19 protein-coding genes are annotated in these 21279 nt (G+C 46.0%); 9 read left to right on the top strand and 10 right to left on the bottom strand.

Translation table 11 applies throughout. From position 1 onward, the window contains the following. The first annotated feature begins 74 nt into the window (after positions 1 to 74). Together HGO26_RS10480 and HGO26_RS10475 are read left to right on the top strand one after the other, a co-directional pair. Entirely contained in the window at positions 75 to 1541 is a 1467-nt protein-coding gene (locus HGO26_RS10480; protein WP_168825030.1) for a DUF3142 domain-containing protein, read from the top strand. After that, complete coding sequence (locus HGO26_RS10475) at positions 1531 to 3813, top strand: hypothetical protein (RefSeq protein WP_168825028.1); 2283 nt, start codon at positions 1531 to 1533, stop codon at positions 3811 to 3813. The genes HGO26_RS10480 and HGO26_RS10475 overlap by 11 nt, the downstream gene beginning before the upstream one ends. Before the next feature lie 68 nt (positions 3814 to 3881). Here the strand turns inward: HGO26_RS10475 and HGO26_RS10470 are convergent, their stop codons facing one another. The 5 genes from HGO26_RS10470 to HGO26_RS10450 form a co-directional block, all read right to left on the bottom strand. Next, positions 3882 to 4835: a D-2-hydroxyacid dehydrogenase gene (locus tag HGO26_RS10470; protein WP_168825026.1), complete on the bottom strand. Its 954-nt coding sequence runs from the start codon at positions 4833 to 4835 to the stop codon at positions 3882 to 3884. Positions 4836 to 4870: 35 nt separating this feature from the next. Continuing rightward, entirely contained in the window at positions 4871 to 5503 is a 633-nt protein-coding gene (locus HGO26_RS10465) for an outer membrane beta-barrel protein (RefSeq protein WP_168825024.1), read from the bottom strand. A 41-nt stretch (positions 5504 to 5544) separates the two neighbouring features. Continuing rightward, on the bottom strand, positions 5545 to 6333 hold the full coding sequence (gene djlA, locus HGO26_RS10460) for a co-chaperone DjlA (RefSeq protein WP_168825022.1): 789 nt from the start codon (positions 6331 to 6333) through the stop codon (positions 5545 to 5547). Between the two features lie 69 nt (positions 6334 to 6402). Continuing rightward, on the bottom strand, positions 6403 to 7080 hold the full coding sequence (gene murU / locus HGO26_RS10455; RefSeq protein WP_168825020.1) for an N-acetylmuramate alpha-1-phosphate uridylyltransferase MurU: 678 nt from the start codon (positions 7078 to 7080) through the stop codon (positions 6403 to 6405). After that, positions 7077 to 8120: an aminoglycoside phosphotransferase family protein gene (locus HGO26_RS10450; RefSeq protein ID WP_211085877.1), complete on the bottom strand. Its 1044-nt coding sequence runs from the start codon at positions 8118 to 8120 to the stop codon at positions 7077 to 7079. Before HGO26_RS10450 ends, murU begins: the two co-directional genes overlap by 4 nt. Positions 8121 to 8279: 159 nt before the next feature. On the opposite strand from HGO26_RS10450, the gene lptD reads away from it, so the two are divergent. From lptD to HGO26_RS10410, 7 genes are all read left to right on the top strand, one after another. Next, complete coding sequence (lptD, locus tag HGO26_RS10445) at positions 8280 to 10577, top strand: LPS assembly protein LptD (protein WP_168825016.1); 2298 nt, start codon at positions 8280 to 8282, stop codon at positions 10575 to 10577. 242 nt (positions 10578 to 10819) lie between these two features. Further along, the gene (gene surA, locus HGO26_RS10435; RefSeq protein WP_168825014.1) at positions 10820 to 12124 is read left to right on the top strand and encodes a peptidylprolyl isomerase SurA; all 1305 of its coding nucleotides are present in this window, start codon (positions 10820 to 10822) and stop codon (positions 12122 to 12124) included. Positions 12125 to 12130: 6 nt separating this feature from the next. Continuing rightward, entirely contained in the window at positions 12131 to 13117 is a 987-nt protein-coding gene (gene pdxA / locus HGO26_RS10430) for a 4-hydroxythreonine-4-phosphate dehydrogenase PdxA (protein WP_105249994.1), read from the top strand. Positions 13118 to 13132: 15 nt separating this feature from the next. Beyond that, the gene (rsmA, locus tag HGO26_RS10425) at positions 13133 to 13939 is read left to right on the top strand and encodes a 16S rRNA (adenine(1518)-N(6)/adenine(1519)-N(6))-dimethyltransferase RsmA (protein ID WP_028761527.1); all 807 of its coding nucleotides are present in this window, start codon (positions 13133 to 13135) and stop codon (positions 13937 to 13939) included. A gap of 48 nt (positions 13940 to 13987) precedes the next feature. Continuing rightward, positions 13988 to 14368, top strand: a complete 381-nt coding sequence (gene apaG, locus HGO26_RS10420) for a Co2+/Mg2+ efflux protein ApaG (RefSeq protein ID WP_028761528.1) — start codon at positions 13988 to 13990, stop codon at positions 14366 to 14368. Between the two features lie 21 nt (positions 14369 to 14389). Further along, complete coding sequence (locus HGO26_RS10415; protein ID WP_113939897.1) at positions 14390 to 15214, top strand: symmetrical bis(5'-nucleosyl)-tetraphosphatase; 825 nt, start codon at positions 14390 to 14392, stop codon at positions 15212 to 15214. Positions 15215 to 15311: 97 nt separating this feature from the next. Continuing rightward, on the top strand, positions 15312 to 17333 hold the full coding sequence (locus tag HGO26_RS10410) for a methyl-accepting chemotaxis protein (protein ID WP_168825012.1): 2022 nt from the start codon (positions 15312 to 15314) through the stop codon (positions 17331 to 17333). A gap of 235 nt (positions 17334 to 17568) precedes the next feature. Here HGO26_RS10410 and HGO26_RS10405 read toward each other — a convergent pair whose 3' ends face one another. The 5 genes from HGO26_RS10405 to cgtA all read right to left on the bottom strand — a co-directional run bounded on the left by HGO26_RS10405 (position 17569) and on the right by cgtA (position 21140). Then, positions 17569 to 17982, bottom strand: coding sequence for a DUF3718 domain-containing protein (locus HGO26_RS10405; RefSeq protein WP_105249997.1), 414 nt, complete (start codon positions 17980 to 17982; stop codon positions 17569 to 17571). Between the two features lie 219 nt (positions 17983 to 18201). Beyond that, positions 18202 to 18684, bottom strand: coding sequence for a type 3 dihydrofolate reductase (folA, locus tag HGO26_RS10400; RefSeq protein ID WP_168825010.1), 483 nt, complete (start codon positions 18682 to 18684; stop codon positions 18202 to 18204). A gap of 27 nt (positions 18685 to 18711) precedes the next feature. After that, the gene (locus HGO26_RS10395; protein WP_113939894.1) at positions 18712 to 19185 is read right to left on the bottom strand and encodes a threonine/serine exporter family protein; all 474 of its coding nucleotides are present in this window, start codon (positions 19183 to 19185) and stop codon (positions 18712 to 18714) included. Further along, positions 19182 to 19943 carry a threonine/serine exporter family protein gene (locus tag HGO26_RS10390; RefSeq protein ID WP_168825008.1) on the bottom strand — a complete coding sequence of 254 codons (762 nt, stop codon included), beginning with the start codon at positions 19941 to 19943 and terminating at the stop codon, positions 19182 to 19184. Before HGO26_RS10390 ends, HGO26_RS10395 begins: the two co-directional genes overlap by 4 nt. A 27-nt stretch (positions 19944 to 19970) precedes the next feature. Then, complete coding sequence (gene cgtA, locus HGO26_RS10385) at positions 19971 to 21140, bottom strand: Obg family GTPase CgtA (RefSeq protein WP_105250000.1); 1170 nt, start codon at positions 21138 to 21140, stop codon at positions 19971 to 19973. Between the last annotated feature and the right edge of the window lie 139 nt (positions 21141 to 21279).

The following is a 21279-nucleotide window of genomic DNA, read 5'->3' as shown; positions in this document are numbered from 1 at the left end:
TTTGACCGCGATGTATAAGTCGCATTTTTCGGGCATAGTAATGCCTCACTCAAAACGGAATCGATAACAGTAGTATGGGCATAGGCAATCTGGTTAAAAACATGAGCCGAAATCAATGGCTGTTAGGCGCTTTGTTGAGCACAGCCCTCTTCATGAGCGCCTGCCAGCCAGCATCAAACCCCAGTGAAATCACGGCTAGCCCAAATACCAGTGTCGCAGCAAAAGCCGCTGCAGAAGCAACAACGCTTCGAGCGCCACTTTCGCAGCAAGTCTATATCTGGCAGCGCCAATGGCGCCCCGCCAACCAAACGGCCTTAGTGCAAAGCCAAGACGCATTCCAAGGATTACGCATTTTAGCCCTGCAGGCACACCCCAAACCCAATGGTGCCGATATTTGGTTTGAGGTCGCCGTTAACCACACTTGGCTACAGGCCGATCCTAGACCCAAAATCGCTGTGGTTCGCTTAGATGGCCAACTTACTCGACTCAATGATGCTGAGATCATCAGTAAAATCAGCCAAGTACTTAACAGCTGGCAGGCTAAAGGCACTAAAATCGCTGGGGTGGAAATCGACCACGACAGTGCCAACAGTAAACTGCCAGCCTATCGGGATTTTCTTAAAAAGCTTAAAGCGCAGTTACCCGCAGAACTCAAACTCAGCATTACTGCACTGCCCGCTTGGCTCAGTAGCGCCGATTTTCCCGTGTTACTCACCAGTATTGATGAACTGGTGCTACAAATTCACAGCGTAAGCGATCCACGCCTCGGACTATTCGATGCGACTCAAGGTTGGCAGTGGGTGCAGCAACTCTCAAATATCAGCACTGTGCCTTACCTTATTGCGCTCCCCGCCTATGGTTCGGCGGTCATCAGTACAGTTTCAGGTTATAAAGTTGAAAGTGAAACACCGCTGCGCGATCAACTAAAATCAGCCAATGCAGTACAGGAACTGATGGCCGATCCGCAAGTATTGCAGACTTTTGTGCAAAAACTGCAAAGCCACACGGATACCAAGCTCAAAGGCATTATCTGGTTTCGGCTGCCGCTGGAAGGGGATAAAAGGGTTTGGCCACTCAACACCTTAATCGCCGTTGCACAGCAAGGTGAACTTGCCGCCAAGATTGAATTAGTGATCTCAAGCGATAACAAGGCCACAACCCAAACGACATTCGCCGCTGAAAATAAGCCAAAAAATCTGGAAATCCACAAGCCACAGCTATTCCAACTGAGCTTAATGAATCACGGTAATATTGCAGGTGAAGTTCCTCCTATTTTGTCGCTAGCGGGACAAGCTTGCAGCGGGTATGATGCGCAAAATGGCTATAGCGTAATACAAAAAGATGGGCTGTTAACGTGGCAATGGCGAGCTGAGAATACAGCAGCGTTGACACCAACTAAAACAGTTTCACGCACTGCAATCATGCCTATGCCGCAATCAAACAGAGACATTCAAACACACATGCTCAACCCTGGCGGCCAAAAAGTGATAGGCTGGGCACGTTGTGAGTCATTATATTTACAGGGAATTTATGCGCCATAAGCCAAAACTATCGTTTACCATGGCAACACCCAATCGGGCTTTTATGCTTAAAAAGACCACGCTCATTTGTTTAAGCTTATTTTCCCCTATGCTATTGGCCTGCGGCCCCGATTTTCCTTTGCAACTCACTCAGGATAGGCAGAGCAATCTCAGTTATTTACCGCAAACCTCTTTCAGCCAGCAGCTCACCGCCCTCGCAAAACCTTTGCCTTGGCAGTATCAAGATGCACCCGCTGCACAAGAATATCTCTGGGATGAAGTGCATAGCCGTTATCTTTCACAAACTCGCGCCTTTGAAAACAGCGAGTTAAGTGACGCCCATTTGGCCTTAGTGAACACTTTGCGGGATGCAACGGGCCCCATTGAAGCCGAACAAATGGCCGCTAAGTTAGACAAAGATCTACCACAAGCGCTAACTTGGTACACCTTAGGTGCCGTAGCGTTTGAAGCAAAAGATTATGAGAGGGCGAGTAACTATTTCAGCAAAATCATTAAATTACCACAAAGTGAACGCGCATCTCGTAGCCTGTGGGCACTCTATTCGCTGTCGCGTATTGAGCTTATCTTAAGCAAGACTTCGGCTGATCCTGAACATTTTAATCGTGCTAATGCTTACCTGACACAATTACAAACCGAAGTCGCACAAGGCGCAGCCGATCCCCTGCGTTTGAGTTTAGCGAGCTTAGGTGAACAAGCCTATATCCTGCTACACCAAGGCCAGCCGCTCCTGCAATTGACCAATCAAGCTACAGGTGAAACTGAGTCAGAGCTGCAAATGGCTCTCACCCCTGATGCACTGAATAAAGCTATTGAGCTCTATGCCACCCAATCGGTACAGGGCGATAGCGGCGGTTATGATTCCTTATTGATGTTAAGCCGCACTTTGATGGGTAAAGAGATTGCTGAACTTAAGCAGCTACTGCAACAGGCGAGCGTGCAGCAGTTATTGATTGCCTATTGGCAAAGCAGCACTAATGAATTCGCCTACAATGGCCAGCTTTCAGAAATGGGATTAAAGGTTGCAGAGCTCCTTAAAGTATTTCCAACCGATGGCTTACAGCTCAACCATGGCGATAAATTAGCGGCGATTTATTACCAGTTAGGGGATTATGCCAGTGCTGAGCGCCTATTAACGCTAGCGAAACCGAGCGGCCTCACTTGGTGGCTCAACGCAAAATTAATGCTACAAAAGGGCGATCAAGCAGAAGCGGCCAAGGCCTATGCTCAGGCAGCGCGTCACTTCCCTGAGCAGCTCAATAAGATCTCGGCCACAGTTGACGCTAAAGAAACTCAGCAACAAGCCATTAATGCCGATGAAGATACAGCCACTTACTGCCGTATTCGTGCCGAGCAAGGGGTGTTGTCACTAGAGCGTGGCGAATATGTCAATGCGCTCAATTACTTACTCGCCAGCGGTGATGAGTACTGGCAAGACATCGCCTATGTGGCGGAGCGCGTGCTCACCACGGCTGAACTTAAGTTATTTATCGACGAACATGTGCCATTTATCGCCTTTGAATACCCTAAAGACAGCGACTGGTACGATAATATTGAGCCAATTAACAACCGCTTGCGCTACTTGTTAGGTCGCAGGCTATTACGCGAAGGCGCGATAGCTGAAGCGCCGGTTTACTTCCCTAATCCTAAACTGAATGCCAGCGCCCTTGCCTATGGCACAGAGCTTAATGCAGCGAAAAAAACAAAAGGCATTGATAGCGCGAAAGCCTATTGGGCTGTTGCCGAACTTGCCCGCCACCAAGGCATGGAACTCTTAGGGTTTGAATTAGCCCCGGATTACACTATTTACCAAGGTGTGTTCGATCTAAGTGATTGGAATGAACCGAGCAAACTGACTGAGAAAGAACAGCTGCGGATCAGCGCCAGCCAAGCAATCCCCGATAAACGCTTCCATTATCGCTACACGGCAGCAGAACTAGCCAACAAGGCATCGGATCATGTACCCCACAACAGCCAAGCCTATGCAGCGCTACTCTGCCAAGCCACAGGTTGGGTCTTGTATCGAGATCAAGAACTTGCCCTGCGTTACTACAAAAAATACGTCGCCAACGGCCCCTTTGTGCCTTGGGCCGAGAACTTTGGTTTGCAGTGTGAAGCGCCCGATTTTGACGGTGCAGTAAAACGAGCGCAGGCGAATGAAATGGCAGAATGGAACGCCCTGTACCACAAGCTGAAAAAGCCCGTCGTATTTGGCGTATTAGCCCTCACAGGCTTATTGGGTGTGTGGTGGATGCGTAGAAGAAAAACTCAATAATAAATAACCACTTACGTCTTTCTCTCTCAACGTCGACATGATGAAAAGAGAGAAAGACGCATACTGCTTTACTTGTTCACGCAGTTAATCACTTCCCCCTTCAAATAACCGTTCAAATTCGCCACTGCGATATTGAGTAGACTTTGTCTTGCTTCCTTCGTCGCCCACGCATTATGGGGGCTGATGCTGATATTAGGCGCATGCAGTAAGGGATTATCTGCAGTAGGCGGCTCAGTCGATAACACATCAACACCTGCAAATAAGCGGTTTTGCAAAAGCGCTGCTGCAAGCGCGGCTTCATCAATTAATCCACCGCGCGCCGTATTAATCAGCAGCGCATTAGGCTTCATCAAGGCGAGGGTTTGCTGATTGATAAATTGCTCAGTTTCTGGAGTAAGCGGACAATGGAGCGAAATAATATCTGATTCGCTAAGCACTGTATCACGTTGCGCCCACATCACGCCTTGGGGTAAATCCTTGATGATTGAGCGAGTATTGACAAGAACTTTCATCCCGAATGCGAGGGCGAGCGTTCCCACCTGCTGACCGATATCGCCATAACCTATTAAGCCTAAAGTCTTGCCTTTTAAAGATTGCAACGGCATTAAAGTAAAACAAAAATCTTGGCAGTTCACCCACTGGCCATCGACCACAGCTTGATGATGGGCGGCCACGGCTTGGGTGTGATGCAGAATATGGGCAAACACCATTTGCGCAACGGCATCAGGCGCATAAGCGGGCACATTAGTGACCACTATACCTTGCGCTTTAGCTGCCGCGATATCGACAACGTTCGTGCCCGTGGCCAATACGCCTATGTATTTGAGACTAGGAAGTTGCGCTAACGTCTTTGCATTCAAGGGCGTTTTATTGGTAAGAATGACTTCAGCACCTTGGGCTCGCGCGACAATATCAGCGCCACTTGTGCGGGAAAAACACGCAAACTCGCCTAATTCATTTAAGGATTGCCAGCTGAGATCGCCAGGATTTAAGGTTTCACCATCAAGTACGACTATTTTCATGCCACTAAATCTCCTTTTAAGACGATGCGTTAGATCTAAAAACTGACTTTGAGCCCAAGGTTAGCCTGAGCCTGCCACATCACATCTGACGTAATGTGCCATAGGCAATCATCTTCATTGCAAAACAGCGAAGTGTCACTGTTGATAAACGTCGCATAACCCCGAATATCCGCAAACAGGCCAAAGTGTGGCGTCACTTGATACTCTACCCCGCCACCAATCCCCATGGAGAAACGCGTTTCGCTCGACCAACCGCTAGGCAGCATGCGGGTGATCCCCGCGCTGGCGGTGACATAGGGCTGGATATCGCCACGGGGAAAATATAAAGTGCCACCCAAATGGATATAATCTAAATCTAACGAGGTAAGAAAGTCTGGCGTAAACAAGCCGCCACTTTTCAGTTCAGAGGCTTGATGACTATATAAAAGATAAATATTACCGGGATCATTCGTACCAATACCCACCATCAAACCGTAATGACTCGACTCCTCGACTTTCACATCGGCCTTATCACCCGTTTGATCTGTGTTGACCTCATATTGATTCACATCAAATTGACCGCCCCCCAGACTATAACCACCAAAAGGAGCGATAAACACCTCGGCCTGCGTAGACATAGCCACAGGTAACAAACTCGCCAACAGCAACAAACGGTAAGTGTTTTTCATAATGAATTCCTTATCTTTTACAAAAACCAATTTTATCAAGGCTAACGCATACAGCGCTCAGACTTGACTCTGTCATAGGCTGCTTGAATATCCTGAGCCTTACGATTAGCTAACTCCATCATTTCCGGTGGCAACCCTTTCGCCACTAACTTATCGGGATGATGTTCATTCATCAATTTACGGTAAGCCCGTTTAACTTCTTGGTCGCTAGCTTCGTTCGTAATGCCAAGTAAACTGTAAGCATCAGTAATCGATGTTTTATTGCCACTCGATGTTTGATGGAAACGAAACTCCGCCTGCCAGCGTTTAAGTAATTCATCTAACTGCGCTCGACCATAACCTAACTCTTGAGCAATCGTCATCAAGATAGCGTGCTCAGCGGGATCCAATTCACCATCAGACAGTGCCGTTTGGATCTGGATTTCGATGAACATCTGCACTAACTCTTTGCGTCCCATCGTAATAACACGGAAAGCTTGTAAGCTGCTGCGCAGATCAAAATCCGCCGATTTACCCTCACGAAATGCCTGTTGCGCCTCTTTACGGGCTTCCCCCGTTAAACGCATTTGATCCATTAATAAGGTCGCAATGCGAATATCGGTTTCAGTAACATGTCCTGATGCTTTCGCCACATGCCCCATTACTGCAAATGTGGTATTAAAGAAAATGGCTTGGCGATTCTTAGCCTGCCCTAGAACTTGTCGAAAACCCACGCCCGATGCTGCACGCTTATCGTAAAGATGACCGAGCCACAAACCTAGCAGCGCACCAAAAATACGGCCGAACATAAAGCCAATGACAAATCCAAAAAACTTACCCCAAAGCCGCATCTTATTTCCTGATTTCTATTATGTATTTGATGCACTAGCTTAATCCTATGGATATGCCAGCACCGAAATTTACTTGTTACTTTGTAACCTTAGTTCAAGCGCTTGCAATCGTTCAATGGTACCGACATCACACCAAAATCCATTAAACAAGGCACCACTAACTCTGCCTTGAGCCATTTGCGATCGGAGCAACGGACCCAGTGCAAAGGCGCCCTGCGGCGTGTCATGAAATAGCGCAGGGTGATAAATGCCCATGCCCGAAAACGTGTACTTAACATCGCCACGCTCCTGAACTTGATGACCATTCAAAGCAAAATCGCCATTTGGATGCTGCTCAGGATTAGGCACTAACCATAAGTGAGCGAGCCTATCCGCAGCCAGTTGCGTGATTGGCGGTAATGCATCAATAAAAACATCACCATTAATCACTAAAAAAGGTTCGTCGCTTCCGTCCTCACACAATAAAGGCAAAGCGCGTTTAATACCGCCGCCGGTTTCTAACGCACTCTCTTCGGCGCTATACCGAATGCGCACCCCAAAAGTGCTGCCATCGCCCAGAGCTTCGACTAACTTATGCCCTAGCCAAGCATGGTTGATGACGATATCGACTATGCCTATCGCGGCAAGTTTTTCAATATGATAAACAATCAGCGGCTTACCTAACACTGGCACCATAGGTTTAGGCAAACTATCCGTTAACGGCCGTAACCTTTCCCCTCGTCCAGCGGCCAAGATCATGGCTTTCATTGCTTAACCTCAGATGAAGACTGACTCACACTAAACGCAGGTAACACACGACGAGTTAACCAGTGTGCAAATGGCACGAGTTCGGGATACTGCAGCGAGATGTCGACAATATACGTTAATGTCAGTGGAATATCCGCCATATAAGCAGGTTTACTATCGCGATAGTTTAATCGTGCAAAAATCCCCACCGCCTTAATGTGGCGCTGTAAGCCCATGAGATCAAACCAAGTTTGATATTGCTCAAAAGGAGTCTGTGCGGGAATAAAACTAAGCGCTAATGCTTGCTGATAATGATACCGCATCAAGTCTGCGACTAACGGCTGTGGCCAACGAATATAACAATCGCGTAGTAGTGATACCGCATCGTAAGTCACGGGACCAACGACAGCATCCTGAAAATCAATCACGCACAGCTTGTCCGCTTGCAGCATAAGATTACGACTATGGAAATCCCTATGCATTCCCACACTAGGTTGAGACAGCGCATTGCCGACGAGGCGATCAAAAGTATCATTCAGCAACTGCAACTCTGCCGCGTCCAAAGACAAATTAAGATGTGTTCCTAACAGCCACTCAGTAAAAATGTGTAATTCACGGCGCACAAAAGCTTCATCGTAGTTAGGTAATGCCTGTACTAAACCGCTATCAAGATTCTTGCACTCAATTACTGCGGCCACTTGCGGTAATAAATCGAGCGCCTGACGGTAAAACCGTTCCACATTTTGTACCGTCAATACAGATAAGAGTTGGGTATCACCCAAATCACTCATCAACATAAAACCCAAATCGGCATCGGCGTGGATTACTTTTGGAACTGTCAGTCCCACGGCAGAATAAGCATTCGACAGGGCAATAAAGGGGGCGATAGGCACTAACTGAGGCGGTGAATCGGCGGCGATAAAGGTAGCATCAGGCATCGAAATCCGAAAGTAACGCCTAAAACTTGCGTCACCGGAAATCAACACAGGCATCAGCTCACAGGAAAAATAAGCATTCAGCCACTGATTAAGGGAAAGAAATCTCGGATCGGATAAAGTCATTTCATGGCTCTTAAAGAAAAATTGCTTTATTATAGCTGGCATAGAATTTGGAAACAGCTAAGAAATTGAGAGATTTATTAAGCGATGTTGCGTTTGTCAATTGCAACTTTCCCCATCCATACTTGTCCAGAATAAGAAATCATAATTACTGACCTAAAGATGCAGATCCGATACCTTCTGGCCCTGAGCCTGTTACCGCAATTAGTCCTGGCAGACGACTCTCTAACCGCTTCGGCATCCCAATGCTTAATCGAACCGCCAGTACCCCGTATCGTATCTCAAACCCAAGGGATGAGTGCGGCTGAACTCAACAAAATTCGTATTGCGTCTGATAACACCAATGCCGAAATGGGGAAGCAGGCGATTTTCCGTGGCGATGTGGTTTTTAGCCAAGGCGATAGGCACATAGCAGCCGATGAGGCGATTTTAGATCAAGCTACTGAACAGTTTGATGCCAATGGTAATTTAGTCTTTCAAGACAGTAACTTCACCGTTACAGCCGAATCCTTACAAGCTCAAATGCGGACAAACCGTGCCACCCTTAAAGGTGCACAATATTGGATCCATGGCCAACAAGTTCACGGTGATGCCGAAAAACTGCAAATTACTATCAATAACAATTTAATTTTAACGAATACCAACTTCACTACTTGCCCTCCTGACAATGTATCTTGGTTACTTGAGGCCGAAAAGATCAAGATCAACAGTGAAGAAGAATGGGGCGAAATTTGGAATGCCAAACTAAGAATTGGCGGTGTACCTGTATTCTATATTCCCTACATGACAGTCCCCGTTTCAGACAAACGTAAATCTGGCTTTCTCTACCCTAGCTTTAGCACTAGCACTACTGATGGTGTCGAAATTTCCGCACCCTATTATTGGAATATTGCCCCAGAGTACGATTTAACATTTACACCTAGCTATATGTCAAACCGTGGTTTATTCACTAAAACAGAGTTTGGTTATCTGGCGGGTGAGGCCCAAAATGGCCGAGTCAATTTAGAATATCTAGGCAATGACAAATTGATCGATGGTAGCCCGAATCGCTACTTATATAACTGGCAGCATCAAGGGGCGATCGACAAAAATTGGCGCGTATTAGCGAATTTTACCGATGTATCAGATAACAATTATTTCAATGACTTAAAGTCAGATGTTAACCGTGCAACCGATAACCAGTTATCACGCATAGGTGAAATCAGCTACTTCGAAAGTAACTGGGATCTAAGCACCCGAGTACAAGATATTAAAGTACTGGGTGAGGATGAAAAACCATATCAAGTCATGCCTCAGGTTAACTTTAACTATCGTGCCGCTGATTTTTGGAACAATTTAGATTTTGGTTTTAATTCAGAGCTAACGAATTTTGCCCATCAGGACAACAATGTTAATACGGCGACTCGTTTGCACATGTCACCGAGCATAACTCTGCCAATACATGGACCTTCAGGCTCGCTCACCAGCCAAGTTAAGCTGATGCAGACCAATTATTGGCAGCAAAATAACAATCCAAGTGAAGAACTAGACGACACAGTGAATCGCACCATCCCGCAGGTACGAATTAATGGTCAAATCAACTTCGAACGTTTTACTGAGCTTTTCGATCAAAACTACCGCCAAACGCTCGAGCCACAATTTCAATATCTTTATGTCGGCTACGAAGATCAACGCAACATAGGCATTTATGATACGGCTCAATTACAGGACGACTACTTTGGTCTATTCCGTGATCGTCGCTTCTCGGGTCTGGATCGGATTTCCGATGCAAATCAAGTCACTCTAGGTGTTACTACACGCCTGTTTGATAGTCACAACCAAGAAGCCACTAAATTCAGCCTAGGACAAATTTTTTACCTGCAAGACAGTAAAGTCGGTTACGAAGACAGTATTTTTGAGTCTAATCAATCAACTTCAGTACTTGCTGCAGAGTTAGATACCCGCTTGTCCCATGATTGGTATATGGGGGCTGCGATTCAGTACGATACCAACACCAGTGACAATAAAAAATCCGAAGTCACCTTAGATTTCAGACCTGAAGCGAATAAATTGCTGCAATTTAGCTATCGCTATGTCCCAGATTTATTGAACTCAAATACCAATGATACAGTGAACATCTCCCAAGCGGGCGTTCGTGGCGCTTGGCCAATCAGTGACGACCTCTACTTTGTTGGTAATTGGTATTATGACCTTAACGAAAGCCGCAGTATTGAAACTTACACAGGTATCCAGTACGAATCATGCTGTTACGCAGTAAGACTTAGTTATCATTACCGCATTAAAACCAACTATGACGACAACATAGGTTCTGCCACAATTGATCCTCGTGAGCAGTTTGATAGTGGTGTCTACCTGAACTTAATCATTAAGGGACTCGGTGGTTCTGGCCCATTAGGCGTATCCGATATGCTCAATGATGGCCTGTTTAACTACAGAAAACCGCTTTATCTGAGGAATTAGCAAAGAATTGTGATAGATTGCTGAACCTCAACAAGGACTCAGAGTCCAAACAGATTAATGAGTGCTTTACCGTTCACCTTTTGCTAAAGCGAATAAAAACGGATCTTAAGGTCTAACCTTGCACTCAAATGCGTCGCCAAAAAATTACATTAGGGCAACTCACTGTAATTTCGATATAAATGGTAAAGTTATTTCAATTAAGCCGTCGAACCTGACCTTAGAACGTGCCAAGGATTTTGTGGATGAAACCCAGTAAACATCTGATTTTTGCTTTATTTGCACTCGCGATCAGCCAACCTACATTGGCCGCCCCCCAGCCGCTCGACCGCGTTGCAGTCCAAATTAACGACGGCATAGTGCTCGAAAGTGAAATCACTAACATGATTGACACTGTTAAAGCGAATGCCAAAGCAGCAAACCAATTGTTACCTTCTGACAGTGCCCTGCGCACTCAGGTGATTGAGCGTTTAATCTTAACTCGCCTACAATTGCAAATGGCTAGTCGTATAGGGCTGAATATTGGTGACTTACAACTAGACCAAGCGATTGAAAACATCGCGCGCGAACAAAAAATGTCTGTCGCGCAGATGCAACAAAAAATTGAAAGCGAAGGTTTAAGTTTCAGCCAATACCGAGAACAATTGCGCGAAGAAATCACTCTAGGTGAAATTCAACGTATTCAAGTACAACGCCGCATTCAAGTATCACCACAGGAAATTACTAGCCTAGTCAAACTCATCCAAGAACAAGGGATGAAAGATGTGGAATACCAAATTGGCCATATCCTGATTGACGTGCCTAATAATCCCACCAGTGAACAACTCGAAGCATCAAGCAAACGCGCCAATATCGTATTAGAACGTTTGAAGAGTGGTGAGGATTTCCGTCGTACCGCTATCGCTTCTTCTTCAGGTCCTAAGGCACTCGAAGGCGGTATTTGGGATTATATGAACATCAACGAAATGCCAACTCTGTTCGCCGAAGTGATTAACGGTGCGAAAATGGGTGACATTATCGGCCCGATTAAGAGTGGTGCAGGTTTCCATATTATTAAGATCATGGATGCTCGCGGCCTACAAACCAAAGAAATCGAAGAAGTTAGAGCGCGCCACATTTTGCTCAAGCCATCGCCGATCCTGTCAGAAGACCGCGCTAAAGCCATGCTTGAGCAATTCCTGAAACAAATCCGCTCAGGTGAAGCTAAGTTTGAAGACCTAGCGCGTCAGTACTCAGAAGACCCTGGTTCGGCCACAAAAGGTGGTGAATTAGGTTGGGCAGAACCAAGCATTTACGTACCTGAGTTTGCTCAAACGCTCAACAGTTTGAAAAACGACCAAATTAGTGAGCCATTCCGTACGACTCACGGTTGGCATATCACTCAGTTAGAAGAACGCAGAAAAACCGACGCCACGGATCAGTTCAATAGCAACCGTGCGCACCAGTTGATCTTCCGTCGCAAATTTAACGAAGAACTGCAAAACTGGCTAGACGAAATGCGTTCAGACGCATACATTGAAATCTTCCAGCCAGAGACCAATCGAGGTTAATTCTAATTGAGCACTAAACGTATTGCCGTTACCCCAGGCGAACCCGCAGGTATTGGCCCCGATTTAGTCGTACAACTCGCTCAGCAGGCTTGGCCTGCTGAGTTAGTCGTTTGTGCGGATCCAGAATTACTTGCGAGCCGTGCGAAACGACTCGGTTTGCAAGTGACTTTCCGCCCTTACCAGCCAAATCAAGCTCCTAAACCGCAAGAAGCGGGCACATTAACCATAGCGCCCTTTAAGTTAGTGAGCGAATCGATTTGTGGTCAGCTCGATGAGCAAAACAGCACTTATGTAGTTGAAACCTTGCGTTATGCGGGCGAAAAAAACATGAGCGGCGAGTTTGATGCTGTCGTGACAGGCCCCGTGCATAAAGGCATTATCAATCAAGCAGGTATTTCCTTTAGTGGCCATACTGAGTTTTTTGCCCATCAAGCAAATTGCCCCGATGTAGTGATGATGCTGGCAACGCCTGGTTTGCAAGTGGCACTCGTGACCACCCATATTCCTCTGGCCTATGTTGCAAAAGCCATAACACGCCAACGCTTACAGCATATTATCAAGATTCTACATGCCGATCTCATCAGCAAATTTGGCATAGTTTCACCGAAAATTTATGTCTGTGGTCTCAATCCACACGCAGGTGAAGACGGCCATTTAGGGCGTGAAGAAATCGACGTGATTATTCCTGCACTCAACGAGTTGCGAGAAGAGTTCCAAATGAATATTGTCGGCCCATTACCGGCCGACACGCTATTCCAACCTAAATATTTACAGGACGCCGATGTCGTCTTGGCCATGTACCATGACCAAGGACTTCCCGTTCTCAAGTCACAAGGATTTGGCAAATCGGTAAACATCACCTTAGGTTTACCTTATATTCGTACCTCGGTTGACCACGGTACGGCGCTCGATCTCGCGGGTACAGGCAAGGCCGATATTGGCAGTTTTGTCTGTGCTCTGAATAAAGCCATTGAGTTATCCTCAAAGAACTAAACGATTACATTATTAATGAGCAACAAAGTACATTTAGGCCACACGGCCAGAAAGCGTTTCGGACAAAACTTCCTTACCGACGGCAATGTGATTGACCGCATTGTGGGTGCAATTGCACCCGATAATCACCATGTGATGGTCGAAATCGGCCCTGGCCTTGGTGCCTTAACTGAACCTGTAGCCGATGCTGTGGATAATCTGACTGTCGTCGAACTCGACCGCGATCTGGTTGAACGCTTACATCAACACCCAGTCCTTAAAAATAAACTGACTATTCACCAAGGTGATGCACTGCAGTTTGATTTTGGCCAACTGAGTGTGCCTGGCAAAAAAATGAAAGTGTTCGGTAACTTACCTTACAACATTTCAACGCCGCTGATGTTCCACCTGTTCGAATTTGCCGAACAGATTGAAACCATGCACTTTATGCTACAAAAAGAAGTGGTACTGCGTTTATCGGCAAGCCCAGGCTGTAAAGCCTATGGCCGTTTAACGGTCATGGCACAATACTTCTGCCAAGTGGTTCCGGTTCTCGAAGTGCCGCCCCACAGCTTTACCCCTGCGCCTAAAGTGGACTCAGCAGTCGTACGCTTATTGCCATACGCCGTAAAGCCGTTCCCTTGTAAAGATGTGACCGTACTACGCCACCTTTGTACTACCGCATTCAACATGCGTCGTAAGACTCTGCGTAATAACTTAAAGCACATGTTATCTGACGATGAGTTCGAGCAGTTAGGGATTGACTCAAGTCAACGCCCAGAACAGATTAGCGTGCAGCAATATGTTGCTATGGCTAACATGGTTTGCGATAAGAAAGCATAAATATGTCAGGGCACTTAGGTGCCCTTAGACCAGAGCCTAGGAACAAGAATGAGCGCATTGGACACCTCCATTCGGGTCGAAGTCAAAACTGAGTATATAGAGCAGCAGTCCTCGCCCGAGGATGAAAAGTACCTCTTCAGTTACACCATCACTATCATCAATTTAGGTGAGCAAGCGGCTAAACTTGAAACTCGTCACTGGATAATCACTGATGCCAATGGCAACACCAGTGAAGTCCAAGGTGCCGGTGTTGTCGGTGAAACGCCAACCATTGCGCCGAATACTGCCTATCAATACACCAGTGGTACTGTGCTCGATACGCCACTTGGCATAATGCACGGCACTTATGGTATGGTCAGCGAATCGGGTGAGCGTTTCCAGGCGACAATCCGTCCCTTCCGTTTAGCGACCCCAGGCTTACTACATTAATATCGTTAGGAAAGGGGTACTGTGGCGCATTATTTTGTTGGTGATATTCAAGGCTGTTTCGCTGAGTTACAAAAATTACTAGCTAAGGTCGATTTTAATCCTTCCCGCGATGAACTCTGGGCTGTAGGTGATCTTGTTGCACGCGGACCTGACTCCTTAGCTACGCTACGTTTTTTTCGCTCCTTAGGTGATTCCGCTAAAACGGTTTTAGGTAACCACGATCTCCATCTAATGGCATTACACGGTAAGCTCAAGCGCGCTAAACCCAGCGATAATCTCACTGAAATTCTAGAATCCCCCGATATCTCAGCCTCAATTGACTGGCTGAGACAACAACCTCTTATGCGTGAATTACCTGAACACCAACTCATTATGAGTCATGCGGGTGTACCACCTCAGTGGTCGCTGGAGGTATTAAGAGAAGAATCCGCACTCGTCAGTCGCGCCCTCAAGCACGATGATTATCTTGAGACATTAATAAGCCAAATGTATTCAGATACCGCAGAGCAATGGGATCCAAGTGCAATTGGCATAGAACGCTTACGTTATTGCATCAATGCATTAACACGCATGCGCTATCTTTATGTCGATGGCCGACTTGATTTTGATTGCAAACAACCTCCTGAAAACTGTACTAATCCACAACTCAAACCTTGGTTTGAGTTTGCTTCGCCGCTGCGCCAGAGTCATACCTTAGTATTTGGCCATTGGGCTGCGCTGATGGGCAAAGTCGACGATACTAAATTAAAGGCTTTAGATACAGGCTGTTGCTGGGGTGAGCACTTAACCTTATGGCATCTTGAAAAAGACCAAAAAATTACGCAAAAAAAGTTAAAAAAGAGTTAAACTAAAACAGCTTAAAGTCGATAACAGACTGAGCCGCCTAACCCTGAATATCACCCTGTTTTCATTTGGAAAAATATAATAAAAATCGGAGTATCCTATGAAATTTAATGTAGCCACCAGAGTGATTGGCGGATTTGGTATTGTCACACTTTTACTCGTGTTGCTAGGATTTACATCTTATTTAACCAACAATAGCCTAAAAGCCAGCTCTGCTATGATGCAAGAATTAAGCTTGCCCGCGCTGAAATCGACAAACCACCTTAGTGAAGCATTGAGTGAGCAACAAAGACAAATCCTCATTGCCTATAACACCCCTAGATCGGCAAATATCCCGAATATTCGTAAAGTGTTTGAAGACCACGGGACTCAGTTCAAAAACGAAATTGCCACCCTCACTCAGTTAGTCAAGAGCCAGCAGAATCTATCTTCTTTAATTGCCCAATTAAGCGGCAGCTTTGCCACCTTTGAGCGAGATAGTATTGCCATGATCGCCGAACGTGAGGCCTCATTGAGCAAGCAAGAACAGCTAGTTGAACTAAAGAAAAAGCTCGAAAATGCCGCCGATGATGCCTCATCAGAACTGCTCGATATTGTTGATTTAGAAAGCAGTCAGAATCCCGATGAGCAGAGTCTTGCTGCATCAGCCAGCGCTATTGATACTAGTCTCGGAAATATCATCACCACTATTGCAGATTTAGTAACGAATGACGAAGACAGTAAGCACGAACTGATCTCAAAGGAACTTGACTACATTATCAGCGAAACCAAGAACAAACTTGAATATGTGAATCGTCACGGTCAAGGTATTGTCGAAGCGGATACCTTAAGCTCAGTCACTAAAGATATCGAAAAAGTATTAGCGCTCGTCACAGGTCCGCAATCTATGTTGCTGCTAAAATCGAGTCAGCTCTCGCACGCCAAAGAAGCTGTGATAAAACTTGGCATTATCGAAAAAGATGTGAAAGTCATCAATTCGAACATGAATGATGTCAGCGATAACATCGAACTTGTTGCCGCGAACATGAGCAATGACACCATAGCCAAGATTGACTCTGCCAGCATACAAACCATGATTGTCGTGTTAATAGCAATCGTTGTCGCTGTGATTGTGAGTTTTGCTGTGGTGAATCCACTAAAACGCTCACTCAGCCAAGTGAACAATGCCCTGAACGTCTTAGCCTCAGGCAACCTTACCCATAAGCTAGATGACTCTGGACACGATGAATTTGCCGAACTAGCAAAAAACTGTAATCGTCTCGTCGATAGCTTACGCAGTTTAATCATAGGTATTCTAGATAGGTCAAATCAACTTGCCGCGGCAGCCGAACAAACATCGGCAATTACAGCGCAAACCACCTCAGGCATACAAGAACAAAAAAGCCAAGTTGACCAAGTGGCTACTGCAACAACTGAACTTAGCTCTAGTGCTCAGCAGGTGTCTTTAAGTGCCAATCAAGCCCTTGAGCAAATCAAACAGGCTGATCAAGAAACTCAGCATATGCGTGCCATTGCGCAAGAGAACAAACTGACTATTTTGGCTTTAGCCGATGAAGTGGCTAAAGCGGGTGTTGTGATCAATAAAGTGCAGTCGGACAGCGCCTCTATTGGCTCAATTTTGGATGTGATCCGTGGTATTGCAGAACAGACTAACCTACTCGCCCTTAACGCTGCTATTGAAGCCGCCCGTGCGGGTGAACAAGGTCGTGGTTTTGCGGTAGTTGCCGATGAAGTGCGTAGTTTAGCCTCACGCACTCAAGTGTCGACCCGAGAGATCCAACAGATGATCGAAGTGTTGCAGCAAGGTGCAGAGCAAGCCGTTGCCGCCATGGATATGGGGCGCGCTCAAGCCAACGCCTGTGTTGAAAAAACGGAGCAAGCCAACATTGCCCTCGAAACCATTAGCCAATCTGTGCATAAGGCCTATGATTCTGGCACCCATATCGCCCATGCTGCGCAGGAACAGAATTTAGTAAGCCAGCAAGTTTCTGAAAAACTAGAGCATATTGCAGCAATTTCAGAAGAAACCGCTATCGGTGCAGATCAAACGGCTCAGTCTAGCCATCAAGTCGCCAAATTAGCCGAAGAACTCCAAGCTTCGGTCGGTGAATTTAGAGTCTAATGTTTATCACCACTAAAACCTAGGGTCGCTTAGCGGCCCTTTCTTTTGAGACGAATTCACTTTCCTATCTTACTGACGACTCGAACTTTCCGGCCTTTGCACAAATTAAGGCCATAAAAAATGCCAAACTTAAGTTTGGCATTTTTATCTAGCTTAATGCTAGATACTTTATATTAGACGTTTAATATAACGTAGCAGCAAATAGGGCTAAAGTGCCGCTAAGTTCAAATTCGCATTACTCTTCTTCACCGCCAGCTGCAGCGCCAAGACGCTCTTTCACTGCAGCGGTAATTGGGCTAGCACCATGACCGTTTGCTTCAGCCCAAGCTTGGATTGTCATCCCATCAGCTTCAGCAACACTCAATTCAGTCGCCGACAAACGCTTAGCCACAAACTCACCGGTATCGTTCGCACTCGCACCGTAAGCGGTGCGCAATAGACTTGCACCATCGCAACTGATACCACTGTAAATCTGACGTAACTTAACGCGGCTTTCTTTTAACTTTTTACGTAAGCGGTTTTTGTCGTTAGCTTTTACATAATCACAAAGACTCGCTACGAGTGGATCTTCCCCCGCAACAGCAGAGGTTGGTACAGCAATAGAACTAAATCCAATTAACGCAGCCAAGGCCACAGGCATAAGACGCATCCGATACTCCTTAATACTTTCTTATAGTTTTATTATCAATTCTGTATGGGCCGCATCTATTGTCTAAATAATATTGACCTCTTGGCTTTAGCTCTCGTTCGAAATCTAGGATAACGAAATAGGCTATCTCTTTCCGTGAAAACTAAATGTCCGATATGATGCAATACGTTAGATAAACTGACGCCCCATACACACAGGGTACACAACAGAAGCTGCAATTTAACATTTTTTTACCAAATTGATAAAGCGATATTCCAAACCAGCAGCATTTATACTCGACAAAGATTCAGTTTCCTTCCAAGTCCCATCGTCCCAGTGGGGGAAAAATGTATCGCCTTCCACCTTAAGATTGATTTGCGTCAAATATAAGATATCGGCGCAGGGCAATAACTCGGCATAAAGCTGGCCACCACCTATAACCACTAACTCTTCACACTCACCAGCAGCTTGTTTGGCTGCATCAAACGAGGTCACACAGGTCACGCCCTCAATCACAAGATCCGTTTGACGTGAAATCACTATGTTATGTCGACCAGGAAGGGGCCTACCGATTGACTCAAAGGTCTTACGTCCCATCACAACAGGCTTGCCTAGGGTCATCGCTTTAAAGTGACGTAGATCTTCTGGAAGATGCCATGGCATTTTATTATCTTTTCCGATGACTCGATTGTTTGCCATCGCGGCTATCATAGCAATGCGCATGCTCACTCCTGTTTTATAGAAATAGAATTATTGAATGACGGGGCGGGTCCTGAAATACAGCAAACTCGGCATGGCCAAACCCACGGCTAACGCCCCTAGAATAAAGACAGTTTTGAGGCCATTGCTAATCACTTGCCCCGTCAGTTCAGGACTGACTTGAGATTGAGCGGTCAATTGCACTAAGGCAATCACAGTATTAAATGCATAAGTGCCTGGGATCATAGGAATAATCGCAGCGACAGCATACATTAAAGGTGGCGCTAAGTGGCGCTTACCAAACCCTATGGTAATAATCCCTACTAATGCCGCGGCGGCGAAGGTTGCCCACTCGATTGGCAGACCAAACTGTAACATTAAAGTACGGGAACTGTGGCCAATGGCTCCCGCTAAAGCGCAGTAAGGAAGAAATCGTTTAGGAACATTAAATACCATAGCAAATCCTACGGCGGGGATGGCAGAGAAAAAAGCATCGTGCAGCAGCGTTATCAGTAATTCCATTATAGGAAAATTCCACCGATCTGCATCGCAATTGTAATCCCTATCACTGAAGAAACGGTCAGCAAAGTAGCATGACCCCAGCGGGATATACCGACATTCATGTGCCCTTTTACCATGTCAGAAATCGCATTAATCATCGGAAAACCCGGTACTAACATCAGCACACTCGATGCCATAGCGGCCTTAGGAGTTTCGCTTAACTCAAACAAATAACCCGTTTGAGCCAGCATACTGGTGACGAAAGCTGTGATGGCAAAATTGACTAATAAATTAAAATGCCGCTTAGCAATTGCTAAACGTACCGACATACCCACTGCCGCGGCAAAAAAAGTAATCACGCATGCAGTGAGATCGCCATTAAATAAATGACAGAAGCTAGCGCACGATAGGCCAATCATGAATACCACTAAGCTAGGAGGATAGGTTTTAGGTTCAATCCGCGCCAAACGTTTACGCACTTCATTTGGGCCATACAGCCCCTTTTCCGCGAGTAAACAGATACGTTGTAATTCACAGACGACTGTCATATTAATGCCATGCTCACGAATACGACGAGTAGTTGTGATACAGCGACCATGAACCAAACTGGTTAACACGAGGGAATTAGAGGAAATAGAGAGTTCTACGCTAGCAAGACCTAAAGCCTGACCTAGACGCTGGCTGATTTCTTCAACTAAATCAGATTCCGCGCCGTAGGCCAGTAGCAATTGTGCAGCACGCACAACTTGCCGAGTAATATCATTTTGAGTATCAGCGTACACAGAACTCTCAAAACTCAAAGATTACTATTATCTTTGGTAAATAACTTCTACGTCGTAGTCGTCATCATCAAAGTCGTCGTCATCATCTTCATCAACATAGTCTTCATTCAATGAATCAAGGTTTGCTTGATGATAATTATCCCACTTGAACTCAACTTCACTATCTGGGTCGACTTCATTGTCTTCAGGTGGAAGACTCGCAATATAATCGAGGAGTTTTAATGCCAACTCACTGGTACCGTCGCGGTTATAGGCGGAGATAGTGTAAACATCGCCTTCCCAACCCATTTCTTTAACGATACGATCAACCTTCTCTTGCAGCTCTTCTTCAAGCAGCAGATCGGTTTTGTTAAAGACTAACCAACGTGGCTTACTCGCCAACTTTGGAGAGTATTTCTCAAGCTCACCTACGATAGCGCGTGCAGACTCAACCGGATCGGTTCCGTCAATCGGCTCAATATCTATGATGTGCAGCAGAATACGACAACGCTCAAGATGCTTTAAGAAGCGAATACCTAAACCCGCACCATCGGCAGCGCCTTCGATGAGACCAGGAATATCCGCAATCACAAAGCTTTGTCCAGGACGTGGATTAACCACACCTAAGTTAGGCACCAGTGTTGTAAACGGATAATCAGCCACTTTCGGCGTTGCACGGGAAACCGCACGAATGAATGTCGACTTACCCGCGTTAGGCATGCCAAGCAAACCAACGTCAGCCAGCAGTAACAACTCTAATTTAAGGCTACGAACTTCACCGGGTGTGCCTAACGTCTTTTGACGTGGGGCACGGTTAGTACTGCTCTTAAAACGGGTGTTACCTAAACCATGGAAACCACCTTTGGCAACCAATAGCTTTTGACCGTGGGTTGTTAAATCCCCAAGGACTTCTTCAGTATCATGATCTACCGCGCGAGTACCAACAGGAACTTTTAAGATCAAATCTTTACCGCTATGACCAGTACAATCACGGCCACGACCATTTTCGCCACGTTCAGCCATGTGAAAACGTTCAAAACGGAACTCGATCAAAGTGTTGAAGTTTTCGTCAGCCTGCAGAAAAACACTGCCACCGTCGCCACCATCACCACCATCAGGACCACCATCAGGTACATATTTTTCGCGCCTAAAGCTAACACAACCGCTACCGCCGTCGCCTGCTTCGACCCTAATTACTGCCTCATCGACAAACTTCATACTTACTCCTGGCACCACTGAATGAAGCAATTATACCGTCTAACTTCATTGGTCGCCAAAAAACTCGAGATACTTTGCTCCCAATCTTACCTGTCAATGCTCATTCTTGGTAATCATTTACCAACTCAAGCATCTACAC

Origin of the sequence: Shewanella oncorhynchi, from assembly GCF_012584455.1 — a bacterium.
In the GTDB taxonomy this organism is placed as follows: domain Bacteria; phylum Pseudomonadota; class Gammaproteobacteria; order Enterobacterales; family Shewanellaceae; genus Shewanella; species Shewanella oncorhynchi.
Note: the sequence above shows the minus strand (reverse complement) of the source record. Positions and strands in the feature narration are given on the sequence as shown.